This window comes from Pseudomonas syringae (genome assembly GCF_021606685.1).
Classification (GTDB): Bacteria; Pseudomonadota; Gammaproteobacteria; order Pseudomonadales; family Pseudomonadaceae; genus Aquipseudomonas; species Aquipseudomonas syringae_R.
Window position 1 is genome coordinate 11233 of the sequence record NZ_WKCB01000061.1, and the last position, 23172, is coordinate 34404.

Genomic DNA, 23172 nt, shown 5'->3' on the forward strand with positions numbered 1-23172 from the left:
CGAGCAAGCCCGCTCCCACATTGACCGCATCCAGCCACAAAAAATTTCAGAATTTCAGGAGTTTCCAATGGCTAAGAAACCCAAGGCTGCCACCTTTATCAAAGACCCGCTCTGGTACAAGGACGCGGTGATCTACCAGGTTCACGTCAAATCCTATTTCGATTCCAACAACGACGGCATCGGTGACTTTCCCGGGCTGATCGCCAAGCTGGACTACATCGCCGACCTGGGCGTGAACACCATCTGGCTGCTGCCGTTCTACCCCTCGCCACGTCGCGATGACGGCTACGACATCTCCGAATACCGCGGCGTACACAGCGACTACGGCACCATGGCCGATGCCCGGCGCTTTATCGCCGAGGCCCACCAGCGCGGGTTGCGGGTCATCACCGAACTGGTGATCAACCACACGTCCGACCAGCACCCTTGGTTCCAGCGGGCGCGCAAGGCCAAGCCCGGCTCGGCCGCGCGGGACTTTTATGTGTGGTCGGATGACGACCAGAAGTACGACGGCACGCGGGTCATTTTCCTCGACACCGAAAAGTCCAATTGGACCTGGGACCCGGTCGCCGGCCAGTACTTCTGGCACCGTTTCTATTCGCACCAGCCGGACCTCAATTTCGACAACCCGCAAGTCATGAAAGCCGTGCTATCGGTGATGCGCTACTGGCTGGACATGGGCATCGACGGCCTGCGCCTGGACGCGATCCCGTACCTGATCGAGCGCGACGGCACCAACAACGAAAACCTGCCCGAAACCCACGACGTGCTCAAGCAGATCCGGGCCGAGATCGATGCCCATTACCCCGACCGCATGCTGCTCGCCGAAGCCAACCAATGGCCGGAAGACACACAGTTGTATTTCGGTGACAAGAAAGGCGACGACGGCGACGAATGCCACATGGCCTTTCACTTCCCGCTGATGCCGCGCATGTACATGGCGCTGGCCCAGGAAGATCGCTTCCCGATTACCGATATTCTGCGCCAAACCCCGGAAATTCCCGCTAATTGCCAATGGGCGATCTTCCTGCGCAACCATGACGAGTTGACCCTCGAAATGGTCACCGACAAGGAGCGCGACTACCTGTGGAACTACTACGCCGCAGACCGCCGCGCACGCATCAACCTGGGCATCCGCCGGCGCCTGGCGCCGCTGATGGAGCGCGACCGTCGGCGCATCGAATTGCTCAACAGCCTGCTGTTGTCGATGCCCGGCACGCCGACCCTGTATTACGGCGATGAAATCGGCATGGGCGATAACATCTACCTGGGCGACCGCGACGGTGTGCGTACGCCGATGCAATGGTCGATCGACCGCAACGGCGGCTTCTCCCGCGCCGACCCGGCCAGCCTCGTGCTGCCGCCGATCATGGACCCGCAATACGGCTATCAGTCGGTCAACGTCGAGACCCAGGCCCAGGACCCGCATTCACTGCTCAACTGGACCCGGCGCATGCTGGCGGTGCGCAAGCAGTCCAAGGCATTTGGCCGTGGCAGCCTCAAGATGCTGTCGCCGAGCAACCGCCGCATCCTTGCGTACACCCGCGAGTTCACCGGCGAAGACGGGCGCACCGAAATCATTCTGTGCGTGGCCAACGTGTCGCGCAGTGCCCAGGCCGCTGAACTGGACCTGTCGGCGTTCGCCGGCATGGTGCCGGTGGAGATGCTCGGCGGTAACGCGTTCCCACCCATCGGCCAGCTGAATTTCCTGCTGACCCTGGCGCCGTATGGCTTCTACTGGTTTGTGCTGGCAGCGGAAAACCAGATGCCGAGCTGGCATGTGGAACCGGCGCAAAGCATGCCGGACTTCACCACGTTGGTCCTGAAAAAACGTATGGAAGAGCTGCTCGAAGAACCTTGCCGCGCCACCCTGGAGCAGATTTCGCTGCCCGCCTGGCTGCCCAAGCGGCGCTGGTTCGCCGGCAAGGACACGGCCATCGACAGCGTGCGCATCGCCTACGGCGTACGTTTTGGCGACCCGCAGCACCCGGTCCTGCTCAGTGAGCTTGAAGTGACCGCCGGTGGCCAGGTCAGCCGCTATCAATTGCCGTTCGGCTTTCTGGGCGAAGACCAGTTCACCAGCGCCTTGCCGCAGCAACTGGCCATGGCCCGAGTGCGGCGCGTGCGTCAGGTGGGGTTGGTGACCGACGCCTTCAGCCTCGAGCACTTTATCCGTGCGGTGATCCAGGGCCTGCAAGCCGGCACTGTGTTGAATACCAGCGACGGTGATTTGCGCTTCGAAGCCACCCAACACTTGGCCGGCTTGCAACTGACCGACGAAGCGCCGGTGCGCTACTTGTCTGCCGAACAGTCCAACAGCTCAGTGGTGGTGGGCGAGAGCCTGGTGCTCAAGCTGATTCGCAAAGTCAGCGCCGGGGTCCACCCGGAGCTGGAGATGAGCGCCTACCTCACTGCTGCCGATTACCCGAATATCTCGCCGCTGCTGGGCTCGATGGTGCGCCGCGACGCCCAAGGCGAGGACAGCCTGTTGATGATTGCCCAGGGCTACCTGAGCAACCAGGGCGATGCCTGGAGCTGGACCCAGAACAACCTGGAGCGCGCGATTCGCGACGAGCTGGCGCAAGCCATTTCCGAGCAGGAGCAGCATTACAACGCGCTGGGCGAATTGGCGGATTTCGCTGGCTTGCTTGGGCAGCGACTCGGCGAAATGCACGGGGTGCTGGGCGCGCCTACCGACGACAAAGACTTCAAACCCGAGGTCACCACAGCCAAGGACACCCAAGCCTGGGCCAAGGACGTGGGTGCGCAGATCGATCGCGCCCTGCAACTGCTCAAGGTTCATCAAGACCAATTGAACCCTGCGGATCAGGTGCTGGTCAGTGATTTGCTGGCGCAGAAAAAAGCCATCGCCAGCCATGTGCAGGCGCTGGCCAAAGCGACCCTGGGTGGCCTGCGTATTCGGGTACATGGTGATTTGCACCTGGGCCAGGTGCTGGTGGTGAAGGGCGATGCCTATTTGATCGACTTTGAAGGCGAGCCAGCGCGCCCGCTGCATGAGCGGCGTGGCAAGCACAGCCCGTATAAAGACGTGAGTGGCGTGTTGCGCTCCTTTGATTACGCGGCGGCGATGGCCCTGAATGTGCAGGGGGTGGATCATTCGGTGGAAGCCGACGTTGCGCGCAAGCGCGTGACCGATCGTTACCTCAAGGAAGCACGCCAGGCGTTTATCCAGGCTTATCAGGCAGCTACGTCTACACTGGCGCATAACTGGCAGGATGCCAAAGGCCAGGACGCAGCGCTGACGTTGTTCAGCCTGGAGAAGGCCGCGTATGAAGTGGCTTACGAAGCGGAAAATCGTCCCACCTGGTTACCGGTGCCCCTGCAAGGGCTGCACGGTCTGCTGAGCGGGCTTACACCTTTATCGAACACTGTACGCGGTGGGGAGACGTCATGAGCTTTACACATAAAGAACCGCTGCAGCCAAAGTTGACTGCATTGCCGGCGTCCAAAGACGTCGACGCGCTGGTACGCGCCGAGCACCACGACCCGTTCTCGATTCTCGGGCCACACGATGACGAGCAGGGCGGCCAGTTCATCCGCGCCTTCCTGCCCGACGCGCTGAGCGTCCAGGTGCTGAGCCGCGATGGCGCCGAGACGCTGGGCAGCCTGGAGGCTGACCAGGTGCCTGGTTTGTTTGTCGGGCAGTTCCATACCCGCCAACCGTACCTGCTCAAGATCCAATGGGCCGGCGGTGAGCAGATCACCGAAGACCCCTACAGCTTCAACCAACTGCTCCTCGGCGAGATGGACCTGTACCTGTTTGCCGAGGGTAACCACCGCGACCTCGGCAATTGCCTGGGCGCCCAAGTGACCAGCGTCGATGGCGTGCAAGGTGTGCGTTTTGCCGTGTGGGCGCCGAATGCCCGGCGAGTCTCGGTGGTGGGCGACTTTAATGTCTGGGACGGCCGCCGCCATCCAATGCGTCTGCGGCATCCGTCCGGCGTGTGGGAGATTTTTATCCCACGTCTGCAACCGGGCGCTGCCTACAAGTACGAGATTCTGGGCGCCAATGGCATCCTGCCGCTCAAGGCTGACCCGGTGGCCCTGGCCACCCAATTGCCTCCCGACACCGCGTCGAAAGTTGCCGCGCCGTTGCAGGTGAATTGGCAAGACCAGGCGTGGATGCAGTCGCGTGCTGAAAAGCAAAGGCCCAACGCGCCGCTGTCGATCTATGAGCTGCATGTGGGCTCCTGGCAGTGCGAGCTGGACGAGGCGGGCGAGGTCGCGCGCCAATACACCTGGCGCGAACTGGCTGAGCGCCTGGTGCCGTATGTGCAGCAGCTGGGCTTTACCCATGTCGAGCTGATGCCAATCATGGAGCATCCGTTCGGCGGTTCCTGGGGCTATCAGGCGTTGTCGCAGTTTGCCCCTACGGCGCGCTTTGGCTCGCCCGAAGACTTCGCCTACTTCGTCGACGCCTTGCACCAGGCCGATATCGGCGTGATTCTGGACTGGGTCCCCGCGCATTTTCCTACCGATACCCACGGCCTGGCGCAATTCGACGGCACGGCGCTGTACGAATACGCCAACCCGCTGGAAGGTTTCCACCAGGATTGGGACACGCTGATCTACAACCTCGGGCGCACCGAAGTCCATGGCTTCATGCTGGCTTCGGCATTGCACTGGCTCAAGCACTTCCATATTGACGGCCTGCGTGTGGATGCCGTGGCATCGATGCTCTACCGCGATTACTCACGCAAGGCCGGTGAGTGGGTGCCCAACCGCCATGGTGGCCGTGAGAACCTGGAAGCCATCGATTTCCTGCGCCATTTGAACGACGTGGTCGCCCTCGAAACCCCCGGCGCGCTGGTGATTGCCGAAGAGTCCACGGCCTGGCCCGGGGTCAGCCAGCCCACCCAACAGGGCGGCCTGGGGTTCAACTACAAATGGAACATGGGCTGGATGCACGATTCGCTGCACTACATCCAGCAGGACCCGGTGTACCGCGCTCATCACCATAACGAGCTGAGCTTCGGCCTGGTGTATGCCTGGTCCGAGCGGTTTATCCTGCCGATCTCCCACGATGAAGTGGTGCACGGCAAGCATTCGCTGATCGACAAAATGCCCGGCGACCGCTGGCAGAAGTTTGCCAACCTGCGCGCCTACCTGACGTTCATGTGGATGCACCCCGGTAAGAAATTGCTGTTCATGGGCTGCGAATTCGGCCAGTGGCGCGAGTGGAATCACGACCAGCAACTGGACTGGTACCTGCTGCAGTACGCGGAACACAAAGGCGTGCAGAAGCTGGTCGGCGACTTGAACCGCCTGTACCGCGAGGAGCCTGCGCTGCACGAACAGGACGACGCGCCGCAGGGCTTCCAGTGGTTGATCGGCGACGATGCGATCAACAGCGTCTTTGCCTGGCTGCGCTGGAGCAAGGACGGCAAGCCGGTGCTGGTGGTGGCCAACTTCACCCCGGTGCCGCGTGCTGCCTATGCCGTTGGCGTGCCCTTTGCCGGGCGGTGGAGCGAGGTGCTCAACAGCGATGCCGACACCTACGCGGGTTCCAACTACGGCAACGGCGGCGCCGTGTTTACCCAGGATGAGCCACGCCATGGGCAAGCGGTGTCACTGTCCTTGAATCTGCCGCCGCTTGGCGTACTGATTCTGCGTCCAGAAGCGCTTTAAAGGCTCTACCGTGCTGGATTTTGTTGTCCACGTTACTGGCAGGGTGCCACAATGGCGCCCTTGTCGTGGCAGTCGAATCGAGCGAATTTCATGAATGGCCTTGGGCGTGGGCAGGACCAGGATTGTTTCATAGAGGAACAGGTGCGAACCGACCGGTTGCACCAGTTATTTCGGCAATCATTTGCCGCCATTCTCGGCAGCTACCTGGCCGCCGTGATGCTTTGCTGGCTGTGTTGGGACCGGTTTGACCACCAGGTCATCCTGGTTTGGCTGGTGGCGCTGGCGGTGTCTTCACTGGTGCGACTCAAGATGTTCCTCGAGTGGTTCCGCTGCCCTAATTCCGAGCGCACCCCGGACCGCTGGGAGCGCCGCTACTGCATCACACTGATGCTGTCTGCCGGTATCTGGGGCATCGGCGCATTCGCGGTCATGCCCACGGATGACCGCTTGTCCCAAGCCTTGGTGATGTTGTTTACGGTAGGGATGTCGGTGAGTGCGGTGTCGTGTTATTCGGCGTACCGCTACCTGACACTGGCATCCATGGCCCTGGTCTTGCTGCCCTGTACGCTTTGGTTGCTGTTTCAGCCATCGTCGATGCAAGTGGGCGTGGCGATCGCAGTACTGGTGTTCTCCACTTTTGTGGTCAGCGCAACGCGCAAGTTGTCCGACGCCCTGGAAAAGGCCTTCCGCCTGACACGGCAAATGGAACGTGCCCACAACATTTCCACCCGCGCCGCACAGACCGATGAGTTGACCGGTTTGATGAACCGGCGTGCTTTTTTTGAACACGCCCAGATCCTCTACGCGCAATGTCGGCACAACCAGCAGCCGCTGTGCGCGCTGATGCTGGACATGGACCATTTCAAGCAAATCAACGACACCTACGGCCACCAGGCTGGTGACCAGGTGCTGCGCCAGATCGGCGCGGTGATCAGCGCCTCGTTCCGCAAGGCTGATGTGTTTGGTCGGCTGGGGGGCGAGGAGTTTGCGGTGCTGTTGCCCAATACCTCGCTGGAAACCGCCACAGGGATTGCCGAACAGTTGATCAAGTCGATTTCCGGCCTGGTCTCCGATCCGGTGCTCGGGCTGACCGCCAGCCTGGGCGTGGCCTCCACCCATGCCCTCGACCAGGACCTGCACGGCCTGATGAACACGGCTGACAAGGCGCTGTACCGGGCCAAGGCGATGGGACGCAACCAGGTGGCGGTGGCGGAGTAGGGGGATGCTCAGTCCTTGAGCATGGCCTTCATCAATACCCGGGAAACCTGATCGGCAGAGTAAGGCTTAGCGAGAAACTCAAAACCGTCGTAGCCGTTTTCGGCCAGCTCGTCGCTGTAGCCCGAGGTCAGCACCACCGGCAAGTCCGCGCGACGCTGGCGCAGCACCTTGGCCATGGCCACGCCGGTCATGCCGGGCATCACCACGTCGGAAAACACAATGTCGAACGCCGTCGCATCTTTGCCGGCCAGTGCCAGCGCCTGTTCGGCATCCGTCACCCACATGGTCTGGTAACCGAGATCCTGCAGGATCTGGCTGGCAAACCGCCCGACCTCCAAATTATCTTCCACGATCAACACCCGGCACTGCGTGGTGTCATGGGCCGCCGCCTGTGGTTCCAGCAGGCTTTCCGGCGCCGGCGCCGGCGCCGGCGCTTGGGCTTCCACCTGGGGCAGGTACAAGGTGAACACGCTGCCCTGGCCGAGCGTGCTGGCCACATCAATATTGCCGCCGGACTGTTTGGCAAACCCGAAGACCTGCGACAGCCCCAGGCCGGTGCCCTTGCCGACGGCCTTGGTGGTGAAGAACGGCTCGAAAATCCGTTCAACCGTGTCCATCGCGATGCCAGGGCCGGTATCGCCAAGGGAAACAGCGATATACGCCTGGGATGAGCCAGCATCCCCGCGGATACGCGGCAGTGCCTGTTGGCCGGCAACCCGCAGCGTCAGCGTGCCCTGGCCGTCCATTGCATCCCTGGCATTGAGGGCGATGTTGATCAGCGCGGTTTCGAACTGGCTGGAGTCGATACGCGCGAAGCAGGCCTTGGTCGGTAGCTCGACGTTTACGCGAATGCGTGCGCCGGTGACGCTTTCGAGCATCTCGCCGATATTCTGTACGCGCTGACCTACGTCAAAAACCTCCGGGCTCAACGGTTGGCGTCGGGCGAAGGCGAGTAACTGGCTGGTCAGTTTGCTGGCGCGTTCGACCGTGTCGGACACCGCACCCATATAACGCTGGCGACGTTCTTCCGACAGGCCCGGTTGGCGCAGAAAGTCCACCGACGAGCGAATGATGGTCAGCAGGTTGTTGAAGTCATGGGCCACGCCGCCGGTCAATTGGCCGATGGCTTCGAGTTTCTGCGACTGGCGCAGCGCAGCTTCGGCCTGGGCCAGCGCCAGGGTGCGTTCTTCCACGCGTTGTTCGAGGGTGGTGTTCAGCTCGGCGTATGCCGCCAGGCCTTTGCGCACGTCGGCATCGGCGCGTACCCGTTCGATATGCGCCCAGGAGCGCTCGGTGACTTCACGCAGCAAGGCCAGGTCGTAGGGCGACCAGGGCCGCGCCACTTTGTCGTGCACGGCCATCAAGGCGGTCAGGCGCCCATTCTTGATCAAGGGCATGCAGATCGTCGCGGTCACGCCCAGCGCCTGGAAGGGCGCGGATTCTTCGGGCGGCAGCTCACGCAGGTTGTCGTGGATCACCAAGGGTTCACCGGCGCGCAGGCACTTGACGGCAGTAGTGCCAAAGGCCGCGAGGCTGTAGCGGCCGATGATGCTCGGCGAGCCGGGCGCGGTCCAATTGTCGCGAATGGTGAAGCCGTCTTCATCGGCGTCCATGTCGGCGTAGGCGCAATTGCTGACTTGCAGGTGCTGGGCCAGCAGCTCGGTGGTGCGGGTCATGATGGCTTGGGCGTCGGCCGCGTTGACCACCGCGTTGCCGATGGCATCCAGCACCGCCAGGCGCCGGGCAAGGAACACCGTCGCGGTGGTTTCGGACACGGTGTCGAGCAGGCCGACCACCCGACCCTGAGGGTCGCGGATCGGGCTGTAGCAGAAGGTGAAATAAGCCTGCTCACGCGCCTGGCCGCGCTCGATCACCAGCGGGAAGTTTTCGATGTAGGTGGCATGCCCCTGAAAGGCAGCGTCGGCGATCGGGCTGATGTCGTCCCACACCTCGCTCCACACTTCGCTGAACGGGCGGCCCAGCGCATTGGGCTTGGTGCCCAGGATCGGAATGAACGCATCGTTGTAGAGCGTGATCAGCTGCGGGCCCCAGACAATCGCCTGGGGGAAGCTTGAGGCGAAACAGAGTGCGACGGTGGTTTTCAACACGTCCGGCCACTGCTCCAATGGCCCCAGCGGGGTTGCGGTCCAATCATGCTGGCGCACCCGTTCAGCCATATCGCTGCTGCTTTGCAGCCAATTCATCATTGCGGGAACACCTTGTTTACCAGGCTCTTGAGTGTCGGAAAATGTCTGGCGCACAGCTAAAGACACGGATACGCGCTGCCAGTTCAGCGCGATTATCCATTAGATGGCAATCTGATACTCCACTCATTTGAGTGGCTTGGGTTCAGCCGGGTCGGGCACTGGGCCCAACCCTATTGCGCGCCGAATAAACCGGTCCAGTAAATGCCCGCGTCGCTCTTGGGGTCCATGGCATAGGCCGCGCCCAATTCGCGAAATTGCGGGTTCATCAAGTTGGCGCAATGGCCGGGGCTGGCGAGCCAGCCGTCGACTACCTTGCGTGGCGTGTCCAGGCCGGCTGCGATGTTTTCGCCGATGTTTTTCGCGATATAACCCGCCAGCTCGGCACGGTCACCGGGCGTGCGCCCGTCGTGGTCCAGGTGGTCGAAGAAATTGCCGTTGGCCATGTTGCGTGTGTGGCTGTTGGCGGCGCCGGCCAAGTCATCATTCCACGACAATGGGGTGGTGGCGGTGAACGCCAGGGTGCCGCATTGGCGGGGTTGCGAACGGGCCGTGTTGATCAGGCTGAGCAGCTGCTTGCCTTCGGTCTGCCAATCGCCCAGCCCGCTGGACAACAGCGGGCGCGCGAGCACGATGCGCCAGTCCTGGCCGCTGTTGCTGACGCCGATATCGACAAATTGCGGGTCCAGCACCACGCGGCAGAAGCTTTCACGCACGGCCTTCATGGCCGCCTGGGCATCCTTGGGGCCAGACAGGCTGATGGCCTGCACGTTGACCATCGGGTACGCAGCCCGGGCCAGCGATTGCTGCAGGTCGCCGACATTGGTCGCCGGCAGCACCAGCCGCGTATCGGTGGCCAGGGGCGGCAGTTCCTGGGAACCCTGGTCGCCGCAGCGTTGCACCTGGCTGCGGTATTCGTTGATCTGTTGCACCAGCTGAGTTTCTTCATTCGCCATCGCGCTGGCGCAGAACACCGTACTGGCGGCCAGCGTCGTAAGACCCATCATCAATGACAGAACGCGCATGGACGTTACCCTTGAGCTTGAAAGCGCCCATGATGCGCGATGTAACCCGGTCTGGTGCAACGCCTTTTTTGTTTTTTTGCCTCAACGGGTGTTCGCTGGCGGTGTTGCCTGTGGCAATGCGGCCTCATGCCATCACCGCAGCCAGCAGAATAGATCGACTGCAACAGGTACAATCCCCGCTGTTTTGTCGCGAAACCCCAGGAATCTGCATGTTCAGCCTTACCCACTACACCACCCCGTGCCCCGAGCCCATCAACGCCCAGATCCTGCAGATGGTGGTGGATAACCTCACCGACATCAGCAGCGTCGCGCTGCCGCCGAGCAACCTGCTCTACAACATCTATCAATACGCTGTGGGTTTTGAGGTGCACCTGTACCTGCAAGCGTTGAATGGAGAGAAGGGCATCGCGGTTGAGCTGGTGGTGGCGATGGAGGAGGACAATCTCATCGGCTTTTGCCTGTACCTGCCGGTCAAGGATGACCCCCAAGCCTGTGGCATCGCCTTTATGGCGGTACAGGCTGGCTCGCGTCGCCAGGGTGTGGCGCGCGGGATGCTGCGCGAAGTGTTGGCGCGTTATCCTCACGCCGAGCTGGCGTGCGCCGTGGAGAAAGTACCGGTGTTTGAAGCCCTGGGGTTCCAGGTGCGTGGCGCGCGGGAAACCCAGGTGTTGATGAACACCCGCGACTACGCCACTGATGGCCTGATGGGGGTGCTCGACGTGGCGGCTATTTATAGCTCGCTGGAAGTGCGCCAGATTCATACCTACCTGCTGCAAAAACACGGCAAGCGCGCGATGGTCGACGCCGAGAAGCAGCGCGACCGGCATCTGGATCAATTGACGCGCAAGGTTCGCGCGTTTGTCATGAGCGTCCGCGGCTGACCATCGCCAGGATCGTCGCAAGCAGCTCCTGCTGGGCTTCCTCACGGCTGAGCTCGCCACTGGCCGCCGCCTGAGACAGCGCGTCCGCCGCCCCGAGCATGGCCCGCAGGCCGGCCTGGGGCAGGCTGGCGCCGGGTGCAAAGGGCGCCAGGGCGTCGCGGCACTTGGCGAGGAAAATCGCCTCGTATTCGCGCTTGAGGGTTTCCAGCTCCGGCGAGCTGCTGAGCGCGGCCATCACCCCGGAAATCTCCCGCCCTTGCAGCAAGACACAGTCCACATAGGACGAGGCGATCACCCACGCGCGCGCCTGCAAGGTGGCGTCGCAGGCCTGGATGGCCTGCGAAAACACCTGGTTCTGGCGCGCGTCGAAGTCTGCGTACAGCGCCGCCAACAACCCCGCGCGGGTGACGAAATGGTCGTAGACCACCGGCTTGGTCACCCCGGCCAGCTCCGCAAGGCGGCCCAGGGTCAGCGCTTCGGTGCCTTCATCGCGCACCAGTTGCCAGGCCACATCCAGTAATTGGCGCAGACGATCTTCACGCGATAAACGACGACGGGGGGCAGGGGATTCAGCGCTTGACATGCTTATATACCAAAAGTAACTTATCCGGGTTAACTTACTGAAAGTATATTAGGCTCAAGCGGAGGCATTGTCATGCACGCCCTGATCGTTGTTGCTCATCACGACCCACACGCCCTCACTCATGCGGTGGCAGCGCACGTCGCCGAAGGCCTGGGTGCTGCCGGCCATACCTTCGAGATTGCCGACCTCGCTGCCGAAGGTTTCGACCCACGCTACACCGCCGCTGACCATGGGGTGCACCGCAACCGTGCCGCGCCGCCGGCCGATGTGCTGCGCGAACAGGCGCGCATCGACCGCGCCGACGCGCTGGTGCTGGTCTTCCCGATCTACTGGTGGTCAATGCCAGCGCTGCTCAAGGGCTGGGTCGACCGTGTTTTCGTCAACGGCTGGGCGATCGACTACGGCCCGGACACGCCGGTGGTGAAAAAGCTGCGGCACCTGCAGGTGCATCTGCTGGCCCTGGGCGCTGCCGATGCCAGCGCGTTCGATCGACACGGCTACGCCAAGGCGATGCGTACGCAGATCGACTACGGGATCTTCGATTACTGTGGGGCGCAGGTAGTGACGTCCGAGCTGTTGCTGGAGTCCGAAGACGGCGCCGCGCAGGCGCATCTGAATAAGGCCAGCGCAGTCGGGCGGGGGGTGTTCTCGAGCGAGACGGTGGCTGGTTGAGTCAACCGTCGCGAAACAGGTCGTGGGCATCCAGCAGGCGGTAGGCGATTTCCGGGCGTTTTTCCAGGCCCCGGCGAATCGCCGCCGGGATCGTCTGGCGGGTCTTGCGGCACATGCCCGGCAGCTCATCAAGGGTGATCTGTATGCCGCGCATGCTCTTGACCTCGGTATGCCCCGGCGCGACATGCACGCGGATACCCAATAGCTCGTACATCCGCTGTTGCATGCGCTCCAGGTCTTGAAGGCTTTGCAGGTCTTCAAGGCGCTCGAGCAGTTTCTTTTCTTCCTGGCGTGTCAGCTTGAGGATGCGCAGGTCGGCGCCGGGCGTTTGCAGCAACTGTTCGCGGTCACAGACACAGGCGCCGGGTGGGCAGGGTTGGCGAACTGTCATGTGCATTGCCTCCCCATTCCGACGCTTTGGCTTCAGTAGCTCAGTTGAACCCCAAGGCTGCCCAAGGCCTTCCAGTAGTCAGGATAGGTCTTGGCCACGCAGTCCGGGTCTTGAATGCGGATACCCGCGACTTTCAGCCCCGCCAGTGCAAAGCACATGGCGATACGGTGGTCGGCGTGGGTGTCGATCAAGGCGTTGCACGCCGTACCGGCCAGGGCCGGGTCAGCCGCCACCAGCAAATCATCGCCTTCAATCGTCGCCAGGCCGGGGCGGATCTCATTCAGGCCGTCATGCAGCGCCTGCACGCGATCACATTCCTTGACGCGCAAATTGGCCAGCTCGGTGAAGCGCACCGGGGTGTTGTTGAACGCTGCCAGTACCGCCAGGGTCGGAATCGCGTCCTGCATCTGCGAGCCAACCACCGTGGCGTGCATGTTCGGGAACTGCGCGATCACGGCCTGGGCCTTGGCGTCCGGCTGGGTGAACGCGTTTGCCGCCACACCGATGTCGATGCGCCCACCGGTCAGCACTTCGGCGGCCCACAGGTAGGTGGCGGCGGAAGCGTCCGGTTCGATCAGGTAATCATGCGCGGTGTAGCCGGTAGGGGCGACGCGCCAGGTGGTGTCGTCGACCACCTCGACCTGCGCGCCAAAGGCACGCATGCAGTCCAGGGTCAGGTCCACGTAGCCCCGGGCGCCGATGTCCTTGCCGGTCAGCGCCACTTCAATCGGTGCTGCGCCGCACGCGGCCAGCATCAGCAGCGCCGAGACGTACTGGCTGGACAGGCCACCGTCGATCTCGAAGCGTTTGGCCGCGACCTTGCCCACGCCGTGTACGGTCACCGGTGGGCAACCGGTTGGGCTGTCGACCGCGATGCCGTTCTGGCGCAAGGTGGCCAGCAGCGGGCCGATCGGGCGTTTTTGCATATAGTCGTCGCCGTCCAGCACCACGGTGCCTTCAACGGTGGCGACGGCGGCGGTGAGGAAACGCATGGCGGTGCCGGCATTGCCGAGGAACAACGGCTGCGTCGGCAAGTGCAACTTGCCGGAGCCTGTGACCACGAAGGTGGTGTCGTCCGGCTCGTCGATGGTCACGCCCATCTGGCGCAGGGCCACCGACATATGCCGGGTGTCATCGCTCTTCAACGCGCCGCTCAAGCGGCTGGTGCCCTTGGCCAGGGCTGCTAGCAACAGGGCGCGGTTGGTAATGGATTTGGAGCCGGGGGGCGCGACCTTGCCATTGAGGGGGAAATTGGGCGGTGTAACGGTCACGGTCTTCTGCGAACTCAAGGTACAAGGCTCCTGATTCAAGGCAAGGTGGCACGGAGTGGCCGACGGGGCGGACCCGAATAATCGGCCAAAGCAGCGGTGCTTGTCGAGGCTTAGCGCAAGGCCAGCCAATAATCATGCAGCGCCCGCGCCGCCGGTTCGATGTCGCTGACGCGTTGCTGGTGCGCCGCTACATCCAGGTCGGCAGGCAATTCGAAATTGTCCTGCTCGGCGCACCAGGAGATTTTCTCCAGCAGCGCGGCCTGGGGGGCCGGCAGCGCTGGCCAGTTGCCGATCGCCGCGCCACGGATATAGCCGAAGCACCATTCCTCGGCGAGGGTGACCACTTGGCCCTGGTGTTCGGTGTCATCGAAGCGCGCCTTGAAACCCTCGGCATCCGTCGCCAGTTGGCCGGCCAGGGTGTTGATATGGCGTACGCACAGTTCGAGGAAACGCTGGGCTTCGTCCATGTTGTCCCACTCCGGGTTTTGCCCGCCCCAGATCGCCGGGAACCACTCGGCCACATCTACCTGCGCGGGGCTGGACACCAGCGCGGTGAAGTAGCCGTCGAGTTCGGCCAGGTTCAGTACCGAATGGTCGTCGCCGTACTTGAGCAGGGTTTCTTCGATGAATTCGAAATCGGCAGGGGCGAGGGGCTGGGCGTGCATGGGCATATCCTTCAAACGTCGAGCGCCGCTGACAGGGCGGCTTAAAGCGCGAAGGATGGCGCCTAGGCAGGTTTTTTTCCAGCAGTTTCCCAACGTTGAAGCAGCGCTTTCACGCACACCGATCCCACCACGGCCAGAATGATCGGCACCAGGAAGTCATGCTCGATACGGGTGAACTCCGCCACCAGCACAATGGCCGTCAGCGGCATGCTCATGCTGGCCGCGAGGAACGCCGCTGCACCGATGATCGCAAACGCCCCCAGTGGCACGCCGGGCCACACCAGGCTCCAGGCGCCGCCGAGGATAATCGCCAACAGCGCGCCATTGGCCAGGCCCGGCGTGAGCAGGCCACCCTCGGCCCCGGCGCGCAGGCTGCTGGTGGTGATCAGCACCTTGACCAGCAGTAACAGCGCGGCCAGGCCGATCGTCAGTTGATTATCGAAACCCAGTTGCGCCGGGCCTTTGCCATTGCCGAGGATCTGCGGCAGCAGCATTGCCAGCCCGCCGATGATCGTGAAGTTGATCAGCGCCAGCACCGGCAGGCGCCAGCCGCGTGCGGCATGCGCCCGGGCGTGGCCGGTAAGGCGCGCGAACCCGTAGGCGGCCACACCAAATAGCGGCCCACACACGACAGCCCAGGTGATCAGCGCCGGGCTCAGCAGAAAATGCGGCACCTGGTATTGCGACTCGGCGCCCAGCCCGATCCACGCCACTGCCGCGCCAATCGCGGAGGTCGCCAAGGCGATGATCGCCGCCGGCCAACTGAACGCCCCCACCAGCACTTCCAGCACAAACACCGCGCCCCCCAACGGCACGTTATACACGGCGGCCAACCCGGCACCCGCGCCGCAGGCGACGATCAGGCGATGCATGTCCGGGGCCAATCGTGCCCACTGCGACAACCCACTGCCGACCAACGCCCCGACTTCCCGTGGCGCCACTTCGCGCCCCAGCGGCGAACCCAGCGCCACGGTAATGATCTGCAGCAGGGCGTGGGCGAGGGTGGTCTTGGGCGGCATGATCGGCATCTTTTCCGACACCGCCTGCTTGATGCTCACCAATGGCCGCCCGTAGCGATACACCGCCCACCAACCCAGGCCTGCTACCAGCCCGCACACTACCAGCACGGCCAGGCGGCGCTCCGGCGCGGCCGCCGTAACGCCCCACAAAAAGCCCTGATGGCTGACCAGGCTGTCCAGGCTGTAACCGTACGCCAAGTGCTGGATGCCATGCAGCAGCAAGGCCAGGAGCATGCCGCCCAAGCCCGCGCCAATGCCGGTCAACACGAGCACCAGGGCCAACAGCAAGGATGAACGAAAGGGGGTCGGCATACGTGGCTCCAGGCAATGGCCCTGAGTGTATAGCCGATAAATCGCGACTCCCGGGTGAAATGTATCGGCACTGCACGAACTGCGCCGCCACAACATTTCATTACTTTTGCCAGTCCCGTTTTTGGCCGATGCGCCGTGGCGCACCCTTGTTATAGTTCGGGCCTTATCACTCGCCAGTCAGGGATCACTGCCATGTCCGAATACCAAGCTTTCGTCGTCGAACTCAGCGGCAACGTTGCCCATGTGCAGATCAACCGCCCGGAAAAGATCAACGCGATGAACGCGGTGTTCTGGACCGAAATCATCGACATCTTCCAATGGGTCGAAGACACCGACGCGGTACGCGCGGTGGTGCTGAGCGGGGCCGGCAAGCATTTTTCGTCCGGCATCGACCTGATGATGCTGGCTTCGGTGGCCAATGAGTTCGGCAAGGACGTGGGCCGCAATGCGCGCCTGCTGCGCCGCAAGATCCTTGAGCTGCAGGCTTCTTTCAATGCGGTCGACAACTGCCGCAAGCCGGTACTGGCGGCGATCCAGGGTTACTGCATTGGTGGCGCCATCGACCTGATCAGCGCCTGTGACATGCGCTACGCCGCCGAGGGTGCACAGTTCTCGATCAAGGAAATCGACATCGGCATGGCCGCCGACGTGGGTACCCTGCAGCGCCTGCCGCGCATCATCGGCGACGGCATGTTGCGCGAGCTGGCCTACACCGGTCGCCAGTTCGGCGCCGAAGAAGCGCGCAGCATCGGCCTGGTCAATCGCGTCTATCCCGACCAGGACAGCCTGTTTGCCGGGGTGATGGACATCGCCCATGAAATCGCCGCCAAGTCGCCGATTGCCGTCACCGGCACCAAGGCCATGATCAGCTATATGCGTGACCATACGGTCAATGACGGCTTGGAATACGTTGCCACCTGGAACTCGGCTATGTTGCAATCCAACGACCTGCGCGTGGCCATCGCGGCCCATATGAGTAAGCAGAAACCCGAATTCGTGGATTGACTGACATGACCCCAGGCTGGATTACCACCACACTGCTGGACAACGACGCCCCCGGCGGCTGGGCCGTCGCCCGCAGCCGCGAGGGCTTTTTGCATGACGGCAATGGCCCCTTGTTTCCCCGTGAATGGCTCAAGCGCCAGGACCTCTCGGTGTTTGCCGAGCACGGTATCGGCCACCTCGACGGTGAACCGGTGTACTTGCTGGAGCTGAATGCTGCCGCCGAGGTGCCAGGGTGCAGCTGGCAGGGCCTGCGTGGCTTTATGCTGCAAGGCGATCACACCCTGTACAAAGTGCTGGGCTACGCCGCGCAGATCGGTACCTGGGCGCGTGAGCACAGGTTTTGTGGCAGTTGCGGCCAGGCCATGGTCCAGGTGCCACGCGAGCGTGCGATGTTCTGCCAGGCCTGCGACCTGCGCAGCTACCCACGGATTTCGCCGAGCATGATCGTGCTGGTGACCCGTGGCGACGAGATCCTGCTGGCGCGTTCGCCACGCTTTGTGACAGGGGTCTACAGCACCTTGGCCGGCTTTGCCGAGCCAGGCGAGTCGGCCGAAGACTGCCTGATCCGCGAGGTGCGCGAAGAGGTGCAGGTGGAGGTGCAGAACATCCAGTACATGGGCAGCCAGTGCTGGCCGTTCCCCCATTCGATGATGTTGGGGTTCCACGCCGAATACGCGGGGGGCGATATCGTGCCCCAGGCCGACGAGATCGAAGACGCGCAGTGGTTCAATATCCACGACCTGCCGCCGTTGCCGGCGTCACGTTCGATTGCGCGTTACCTCATCGACCTCTACGTGGCCCGTCGCTTAGGCCACGCTGAACCAGTGCTGCCAGGCTAGGCGCACGGTCAGGCCGAGGACCACGGTGATAAACACCGGGCGAATGAATTTGGCGCCGCCGCTGATTGCGCTGCGTGCGCCAAAGAACGCGCCACCCATCACCGAAATGCCCATGGCCAGACCGACGATCCAGTCCACCGAACCATTGATGATAAAAACCGTGAGCGCTGCCGCGTTGCTGACGAAGTTCATGCTGCGCGCCACGCCGCTGGCCTTCACCAGGTCGATGGGGTGCAGCAGCATGGTGCTGACGGTCCAGAACGCACCGGTGCCGGGCCCGGCCACGCCGTCGTAGAAGCCCAGGCCGAAACCCTGGGTGGCCTGCCATTTCTTCTTGATCGGCGCATCGGCGTCCAACGGCGCCTTGGGCGTGCCGCCGAACAGCAGGTACACACCGCAGGCGAAGACGATCACCGGAAGCATCTTGTTCAGGGTTTCGGCGGGCAGGTAATGGGCGACGACGGCGCCGGTGAGCGCCCCGATCAACGTGCCGACGATGGCATGCACCCACTGGCGCGGGTGGAACAGCTTGCGGCGGTAGAAGGTGAAACTGGCGGTGGCCGAGCCGAAGGTTGAACTGAGTTTGTTGGTGCCCAGCACCAAGTGCGGTGGCATACCGGCGGTGAGCAGCGCCGGGGTCGTGAGCAGCCCGCCGCCGCCGGCGATGGCGTCGATGAAACCGGCGATAAAGGCAACTACGGCCAGGATGGCGAGGGTCGTGAGGTCAACACTGAGTTCGAAGGGCATGGGCAGGGCTTATTTTTGGCAGGGCGCTGTGCGAAGGGCTGCCATCTTACCTGCCTGGGTGGTGGAGATCCAAATGTGGGAGGGGGCTTGCCCCCGATAGCGGTGGGTCAGCTACAGATAAACTGACTGACAGACTGCTATCGGGGGCAAGCCCCCTCCCACATTTGAATTGCATACACCGGGCTATTTGTGGGTTCCCAGCCACTCCAGCGCCGTGCGCCAGATGCAGATGCCGAGGAAGTACGCCGACATCAGCGACCACAACCCAAACGTCCACGGGTTGGTGTTCGGGTAATCCACCACCATCAGAAAGCTGCACAGCAACCAGATCGTGGTGACCGCGATATTGATCGGCATAAAACGCTTGACCCGGAACGGATGCAGGAACTTCATCGGCGTCACGGTCAGCAAAGCCAGGCCGATCACCGTGAGCAACGTCACCCAGGCATCCGGCTGGATGATGTAAACGCACAAGGCGACCACGTTCCAGGCGGCGGGGAAGCCGACGAAGTAGTTGTCCTTGCTCTTCATGTTCACGTTGCAGAAGCAGAACAGCGACGACACCAGGATCACCGACACCGTAAACAGGTGTGTGAAGTCCGGCAGGTCGATATAGCGGTAGATGAACAACGCGGGAATGAACACGTAGGTGAGGTAGTCGATCACCAGGTCCAGCACCGAGCCGTCAAAGCTGGGCAATACCGTGCTGACGTTGAGCCGCCGTGCCAGGGAGCCGTCGACGCCATCCACCACCAGCGCCAGGCCGAGCCAGAGCAGGCAGGCCTTGGGGGAGTTTTCCAACAGCGCCAGGGTGGCCAGGAAGGCCAGCACCACACCGGTGGCGGTGAAGCCGTGGGCGCCCCAGGCTTTGAGTCTGGCTACATGCAGGGTCGATATCACGGGCGGTTCTCCAAAAGTGAAACGGGGCAGCCGACAGCGTAACGCCGTCGAGTCTGGCCGGGGAATGCAGGTATCGACCGGGAAGGGGGTAAGAAGGTTCACCACCCGGTGTATCACTTAGCGTAGCAAGCGTAGGACGTTTCGGCATCAGCCTTGGCGGAACACCAGCGCCTTCAAGCCACTTTGTGGGTCGATATCCGGGAATTCCGGCGGGTTTTCCAAGCGTTCGACAAAGCGCAGGCCCGCTGCTTCGCGGGTCACGCCGTCGATCAGGAAGTCTTTGCCCAGGGCCGGGTCGTTCATGCACGCCAATACGGTGCCTTGGGCGCTGAGCAAATCCGGCAGGCGGCGTAGGACGCGCTGATAATCTTTGGTCAGCAGAAAACTGCCTTTCTGGAAGGAGGGCGGGTCGATGATCACCAGGTCGTAAGGGCCGCCGTTGGTCACCTTGGCCCAGGACTTGAACAGGTCGTGGCCCAGGAAGCTGACTTTGCTCAGGTCATGGGCGTTCAAGCGATGGTTGTCGCGACCACGGCTCAGGGCGCCGCGGGCCATGTCCAGGTTCACCACGTGCTCGGCACCGCCTTCGATGGCGGCCACGGAAAACCCGCAGGTGTAGGCAAACAGGTTGAGTACGCGCTGGCCTTTGGCCTGTTCACGCACCCAGTTGCGGCCGTAACGCATGTCGAGAAACAGCCCACTATTCTGTTTCTTGCCCAGGTCGATCAGGTAACGCAGGCCGCCTTCGGTGATAGTCAGCTCGTCGACGGGGCTGCCCACCAGCCACTCGGTGGTGCTCTGCGGCAGGTAGCGGTGTTGCAGCGCGACGGTATAGGCCGCGAACTCTGCTTGCAGCAATTGCTTCAAGGCGTTCAGGTGCGCCGGCTCCGGCTCCTTGAACAGCGACACCAGCAGCACGCCTTGCAACCAATCCACCGTGAGCTGCTCCAAGCCCGGCCAGCAGCGGCCACGGCCGTGGAACAGGCGCCGGGTTTCCGCCGGCGGGTTGGCCAGGGCGGTGAGCAGGTGGGCGTGCAGGGTGGCTAGTGCGTCTGGGGTCATCGTTGAGCGTCGGTCGTTGAGCGGGCGGCATTTTAAACACAATTGTCGCCAGTGGGGGTTAACCCAAACAGATGCACGCGGCCAGCCCCGTGCAATCGCGTGTCAGCCCTGCCTTGTCACAGACGTCGCCCGCTGCCTGCTGAGCCACGCCGCAGCGGCTACGCCTGCTGGCGCAGCGCGGCGATGATGAATGCATGCAGGCTGTCGACCGCTTCCGACCCGCGCGAGGCGCGGCTGCGCAGGATTGAAACCTCCATGGGCTCAATGCTGCCCAAGCCGTGCTCGCTGCCCAGGACCTGCAGCGAGGCCTGCACGGTGCACTGGGTGATCGCCGCAATCGCCAGCCCACCTTCAACGGCGGCGACCTGGCCGGCCAGGCTGGAGCTGTTGTAGACCACCTTGAATTCGCGTCCCTTTTGGCTCAGCGAGTTCACCGCATAACGCCGCGCCAGGCTGGCACTTTCGTACACGGCAATCGGCAGCGGGTCGCGCCGCCACAGTTCGAACTGGGGCGAGCCGACCCACACCATGGGTTCCTTGAACAGAAAAGTGCCACTTTGCGGGGTATCCCGCGACACCAGCGCAAGATCAAGCTCGCCACTGCGTACACGTGGGATCAGTGTGGTCGATTGTTCGCAGGTCAGTTCTATTTCCACACCGGCGTAGCGCGGCGAAAAACGCTTGAGCACCGGCGTAAGGTACATCGCCGCGTAGTCCTCGGCGACGCCAAGGCGGATGCGCCCGGTCAGTTCTTCGCCGTGAAACGCCGCCTGTGTCTCGGCGTGCAGGGCCAGCAGGCGCCGGGCGTAGCCCAGCAGGGTCTGGCCGTCCGCGGTCAGTTGCAGATGCCGAGGGCCACGGCTCAACAACTGTCGGCCCAGGGCGGCCTCGAGCTTCTTCATTTGCATGCTGACGGCGGACTGCGAGCGATTTACCTCATGTGCCGCGCCCGACAGCGAACCGGCATCCACCACGGCCACGAAGCATTTGAGCCAATCAATCTGCAAATTGCTGGCGGGCATCCGGGTGACCTCTATTCGTTTATCGAATGGCTATGCCGTGAATTATGCGCTTTTCATAAAGGTTGTTCACTCGCAAAATCCTTGCCTGAACCTACACCTGCCGGACCTGATCATGCCCTTCGACACTTGGTTGCTCTACGTCATTACCTGCCTGGGCATCGCTGTCGTGCCAGGCCCCAATGCATTGCTGGTGCTGACCCATGGCGCGCTGCACGGGTCGCGTAAAACGCTGTTCACCATCGCTGGCGGGGTGCTCGGCTTTGCGCTGGTGCTGTCGTTTTGCGCGTTGGGCCTGGGCGCGCTGATCCAGGCATCGGCGACCGGGTTCATGGTCTTGAAAGTGGCGGGCGGGCTGTATCTGATCTGGCTGGGGTACGGGTTGTGGCGCGCGGCTCCGGTGAGTTTGGAGGCGCCCGTTATCACCAGCCTGCGCAGTTGGTCGCTGTTTCGCCAAGGGTTCGTATCGGCGATGTCCAACCCCAAGGCGCTGCTGTTGTTCACCGCGTTTATTCCGCCATTCCTGGACCCACACAGAAACCTCATCGCGCAGACCGCCGCGATTGCGCTGACCTACGCCGTTGTGGAATTTGCCGTTGAGTACCTGGTGGCCAGCGCCGCACACCGGGTCAGGCCATGGTTGGCCCGAACCGGGCGTCGATTCAATAAAGTCTGCGGTGGTTTCTTTGTGCTGTTCGGGGTGGCCTTGCCTGTGCATAGCTGACGGCAAGGTCAGAAGGTGGCGATCAGGGCCGGCCCGAAGGCCTCTTTCAGGAAGCCTGGCGCGATGTACCGCTCGTAATGCGCCTCGGACAGCAGGAAAAATTCCCGGTCTATCGCATCACGCAACTGCGTGAGGCTGCGCTCGCGAAATTCCGGCAGCAACGCCAGCCCATACGCATCCAGTTTGGAAATCACCCGCGCACCCCGAGCAATCAACTGGTACGCCCAGCAATAGGGCGATTGGTGCGGCATAAAGCGAATCTTGCGGTCTTCCAGTTGCTGACGCAGGCGCTGGGGGTCGAGCACTTCCAGCTTGCTGGCCATCACCTGCACCAGCAATTGCTCCAGACGCAGCCACACTGCCTGCTTTTCCTCGGCGTTGTAGCCGTTCCACTGGATTACTTCATGGTGATAACGCTTGCAGCCCCGGCAGACCAGGTCGCCGTAAACGGTGGAGCACAGGCCGACGCAGGGTGTCTTGATGGTTTGATTGGGCATAAAAGGCTTGTACGCAAGTCTAAAGAACACACTTGGACAATGTGGGAGGGGGCTTGCCCCCGATAGCGAAGTGTCAGTTTGCACATCTGTGTCTGATACACCGCTATCGGGAGCAAGCCCCCTCCCACATTTTTAAGGCAGTGTTGAATCAATCCCAGCTCAGCGCGCCGCCTGTCTGGTACTCGATCACACGGGTTTCGAAGAAGTTTTTCTCTTTCTTCAGGTCCATGATCTCGCTCATCCACGGGAACGGATTCGTCGTCCCTGGATACTCTTCCTTCAAGCCAATCTGCGACAAACGACGGTTCGCGATGAACTTCAGATAGTCCTCCATCATCGCCGCGTTCATGCCCAACACCCCACGTGGCATGGTGTCGCGCGCGTATTCGATCTCCAGTTGCGTCCCTTGCAGGATCATCTGGGTCGCTTCTTCCTTCATCTCGGCATCCCACAGGTGTGGGTTTTCGATTTTGATCTGGTTGATCACAT

Annotated in this window: 21 protein-coding genes; 8 read left to right on the plus strand and 13 right to left on the minus strand. The window is 62.4% G+C overall.

The window, feature by feature from the left end:
- Positions 1–67: 67 nt before the first annotated feature.
- Genes treS through GIW02_RS20475 form a run of 3 tightly spaced genes read left to right on the plus strand, consistent with a single transcriptional unit; the run spans position 68 to position 6867 of the window.
- The gene (treS, locus tag GIW02_RS20465) at positions 68–3415 is read left to right on the plus strand and encodes a maltose alpha-D-glucosyltransferase (protein WP_236422019.1); all 3348 of its coding nucleotides are present in this window, start codon (positions 68–70) and stop codon (positions 3413–3415) included.
- The gene (gene glgB / locus GIW02_RS20470; protein WP_236422021.1) at positions 3412–5649 is read left to right on the plus strand and encodes a 1,4-alpha-glucan branching protein GlgB; all 2238 of its coding nucleotides are present in this window, start codon (positions 3412–3414) and stop codon (positions 5647–5649) included. The genes treS and glgB overlap by 4 nt, the downstream gene beginning before the upstream one ends.
- Before the next feature lie 51 nt (positions 5650–5700).
- The gene (locus GIW02_RS20475; protein WP_236422022.1) at positions 5701–6867 is read left to right on the plus strand and encodes a GGDEF domain-containing protein; all 1167 of its coding nucleotides are present in this window, start codon (positions 5701–5703) and stop codon (positions 6865–6867) included.
- A gap of 8 nt (positions 6868–6875) precedes the next feature.
- Here the strand turns inward: GIW02_RS20475 and GIW02_RS20480 are convergent, their stop codons facing one another.
- Both GIW02_RS20480 and GIW02_RS20485 read right to left on the minus strand, forming a co-directional pair.
- Positions 6876–9074, minus strand: a complete 2199-nt coding sequence (locus GIW02_RS20480; protein WP_236422023.1) for a GAF domain-containing protein — start codon at positions 9072–9074, stop codon at positions 6876–6878.
- Between the two features lie 170 nt (positions 9075–9244).
- On the minus strand, positions 9245–10096 hold the full coding sequence (locus GIW02_RS20485) for a CAP domain-containing protein (RefSeq protein ID WP_236419161.1): 852 nt from the start codon (positions 10094–10096) through the stop codon (positions 9245–9247).
- A gap of 209 nt (positions 10097–10305) precedes the next feature.
- Here GIW02_RS20485 and GIW02_RS20490 point away from each other — a divergent pair, with 209 nt between their 5' ends.
- Positions 10306–10977, plus strand: a complete 672-nt coding sequence (locus GIW02_RS20490) for a GNAT family N-acetyltransferase (protein ID WP_236419162.1) — start codon at positions 10306–10308, stop codon at positions 10975–10977.
- Here the strand turns inward: GIW02_RS20490 and GIW02_RS20495 are convergent.
- Positions 10958–11560, minus strand: coding sequence for a TetR/AcrR family transcriptional regulator (locus tag GIW02_RS20495; protein WP_236419164.1), 603 nt, complete (start codon positions 11558–11560; stop codon positions 10958–10960). The genes GIW02_RS20490 and GIW02_RS20495 overlap by 20 nt on opposite strands.
- 72 nt (positions 11561–11632) lie before the next feature.
- Here GIW02_RS20495 and GIW02_RS20500 point away from each other — a divergent pair, with 72 nt between their 5' ends.
- Positions 11633–12232 (plus strand): NAD(P)H-dependent oxidoreductase, encoded by a 600-nt coding sequence (locus GIW02_RS20500; RefSeq protein ID WP_236419165.1) that lies wholly within the window; start codon positions 11633–11635, stop codon positions 12230–12232.
- Between the two features lies 1 nt (position 12233).
- On the opposite strand, the gene GIW02_RS20505 is transcribed toward GIW02_RS20500, so the two are convergent.
- From GIW02_RS20505 to GIW02_RS20520, 4 genes are all read right to left on the minus strand, one after another.
- Positions 12234–12623 carry a hypothetical protein gene (locus tag GIW02_RS20505; protein WP_236419167.1) on the minus strand — a complete coding sequence of 130 codons (390 nt, stop codon included), beginning with the start codon at positions 12621–12623 and terminating at the stop codon, positions 12234–12236.
- A 32-nt stretch (positions 12624–12655) separates the two neighbouring features.
- Positions 12656–13912: a 3-phosphoshikimate 1-carboxyvinyltransferase gene (gene aroA, locus GIW02_RS20510; RefSeq protein WP_236419169.1), complete on the minus strand. Its 1257-nt coding sequence runs from the start codon at positions 13910–13912 to the stop codon at positions 12656–12658.
- A gap of 92 nt (positions 13913–14004) precedes the next feature.
- Positions 14005–14559: a UPF0149 family protein gene (locus tag GIW02_RS20515; RefSeq protein ID WP_236419171.1), complete on the minus strand. Its 555-nt coding sequence runs from the start codon at positions 14557–14559 to the stop codon at positions 14005–14007.
- A gap of 62 nt (positions 14560–14621) precedes the next feature.
- Entirely contained in the window at positions 14622–15890 is a 1269-nt protein-coding gene (locus GIW02_RS20520; protein WP_236422024.1) for a chloride channel protein, read from the minus strand.
- Positions 15891–16082: 192 nt separating this feature from the next.
- Between GIW02_RS20520 and GIW02_RS20525 the strand changes: the two genes are divergently transcribed.
- Both GIW02_RS20525 and nudC read left to right on the plus strand, forming a co-directional pair.
- A complete protein-coding gene (locus GIW02_RS20525; protein ID WP_236418906.1) occupies positions 16083–16895 on the plus strand; it encodes a crotonase/enoyl-CoA hydratase family protein in 813 nt (270 codons plus the stop codon).
- Between the two features lie 5 nt (positions 16896–16900).
- Positions 16901–17734 (plus strand): NAD(+) diphosphatase, encoded by an 834-nt coding sequence (gene nudC / locus GIW02_RS20530; protein WP_236418908.1) that lies wholly within the window; start codon positions 16901–16903, stop codon positions 17732–17734.
- On the opposite strand, the gene GIW02_RS20535 is transcribed toward nudC, so the two are convergent.
- The 4 genes from GIW02_RS20535 to GIW02_RS20550 form a co-directional block, all read right to left on the minus strand.
- Positions 17702–18481: a TSUP family transporter gene (locus GIW02_RS20535; RefSeq protein ID WP_236418909.1), complete on the minus strand. Its 780-nt coding sequence runs from the start codon at positions 18479–18481 to the stop codon at positions 17702–17704. The two genes, nudC and GIW02_RS20535, sit on opposite strands and share 33 nt — an antisense overlap.
- Before the next feature lie 183 nt (positions 18482–18664).
- Positions 18665–19381 carry a phosphatidylcholine synthase gene (gene pcsA / locus GIW02_RS20540; RefSeq protein WP_236418910.1) on the minus strand — a complete coding sequence of 239 codons (717 nt, stop codon included), beginning with the start codon at positions 19379–19381 and terminating at the stop codon, positions 18665–18667.
- A 147-nt stretch (positions 19382–19528) separates the two neighbouring features.
- A complete protein-coding gene (locus tag GIW02_RS20545) occupies positions 19529–20443 on the minus strand; it encodes a class I SAM-dependent methyltransferase (protein ID WP_236418911.1) in 915 nt (304 codons plus the stop codon).
- A gap of 158 nt (positions 20444–20601) precedes the next feature.
- A complete protein-coding gene (locus GIW02_RS20550; protein WP_236418912.1) occupies positions 20602–21465 on the minus strand; it encodes a LysR family transcriptional regulator in 864 nt (287 codons plus the stop codon).
- A gap of 112 nt (positions 21466–21577) precedes the next feature.
- Between GIW02_RS20550 and GIW02_RS20555 the strand changes: the two genes are divergently transcribed.
- Positions 21578–22186 carry a LysE family translocator gene (locus tag GIW02_RS20555; RefSeq protein ID WP_236418914.1) on the plus strand — a complete coding sequence of 203 codons (609 nt, stop codon included), beginning with the start codon at positions 21578–21580 and terminating at the stop codon, positions 22184–22186.
- A gap of 8 nt (positions 22187–22194) precedes the next feature.
- On the opposite strand, the gene GIW02_RS20560 is transcribed toward GIW02_RS20555, so the two are convergent.
- Together GIW02_RS20560 and GIW02_RS20565 are read right to left on the minus strand one after the other, a co-directional pair.
- Positions 22195–22683 (minus strand): DUF1289 domain-containing protein, encoded by a 489-nt coding sequence (locus GIW02_RS20560; RefSeq protein WP_236418916.1) that lies wholly within the window; start codon positions 22681–22683, stop codon positions 22195–22197.
- A gap of 148 nt (positions 22684–22831) precedes the next feature.
- Positions 22832–23172, minus strand: a 341-nt coding sequence (locus tag GIW02_RS20565) for a ribonucleotide-diphosphate reductase subunit beta (RefSeq protein ID WP_032873688.1), incomplete at its 5' end; no start/stop codon positions are given.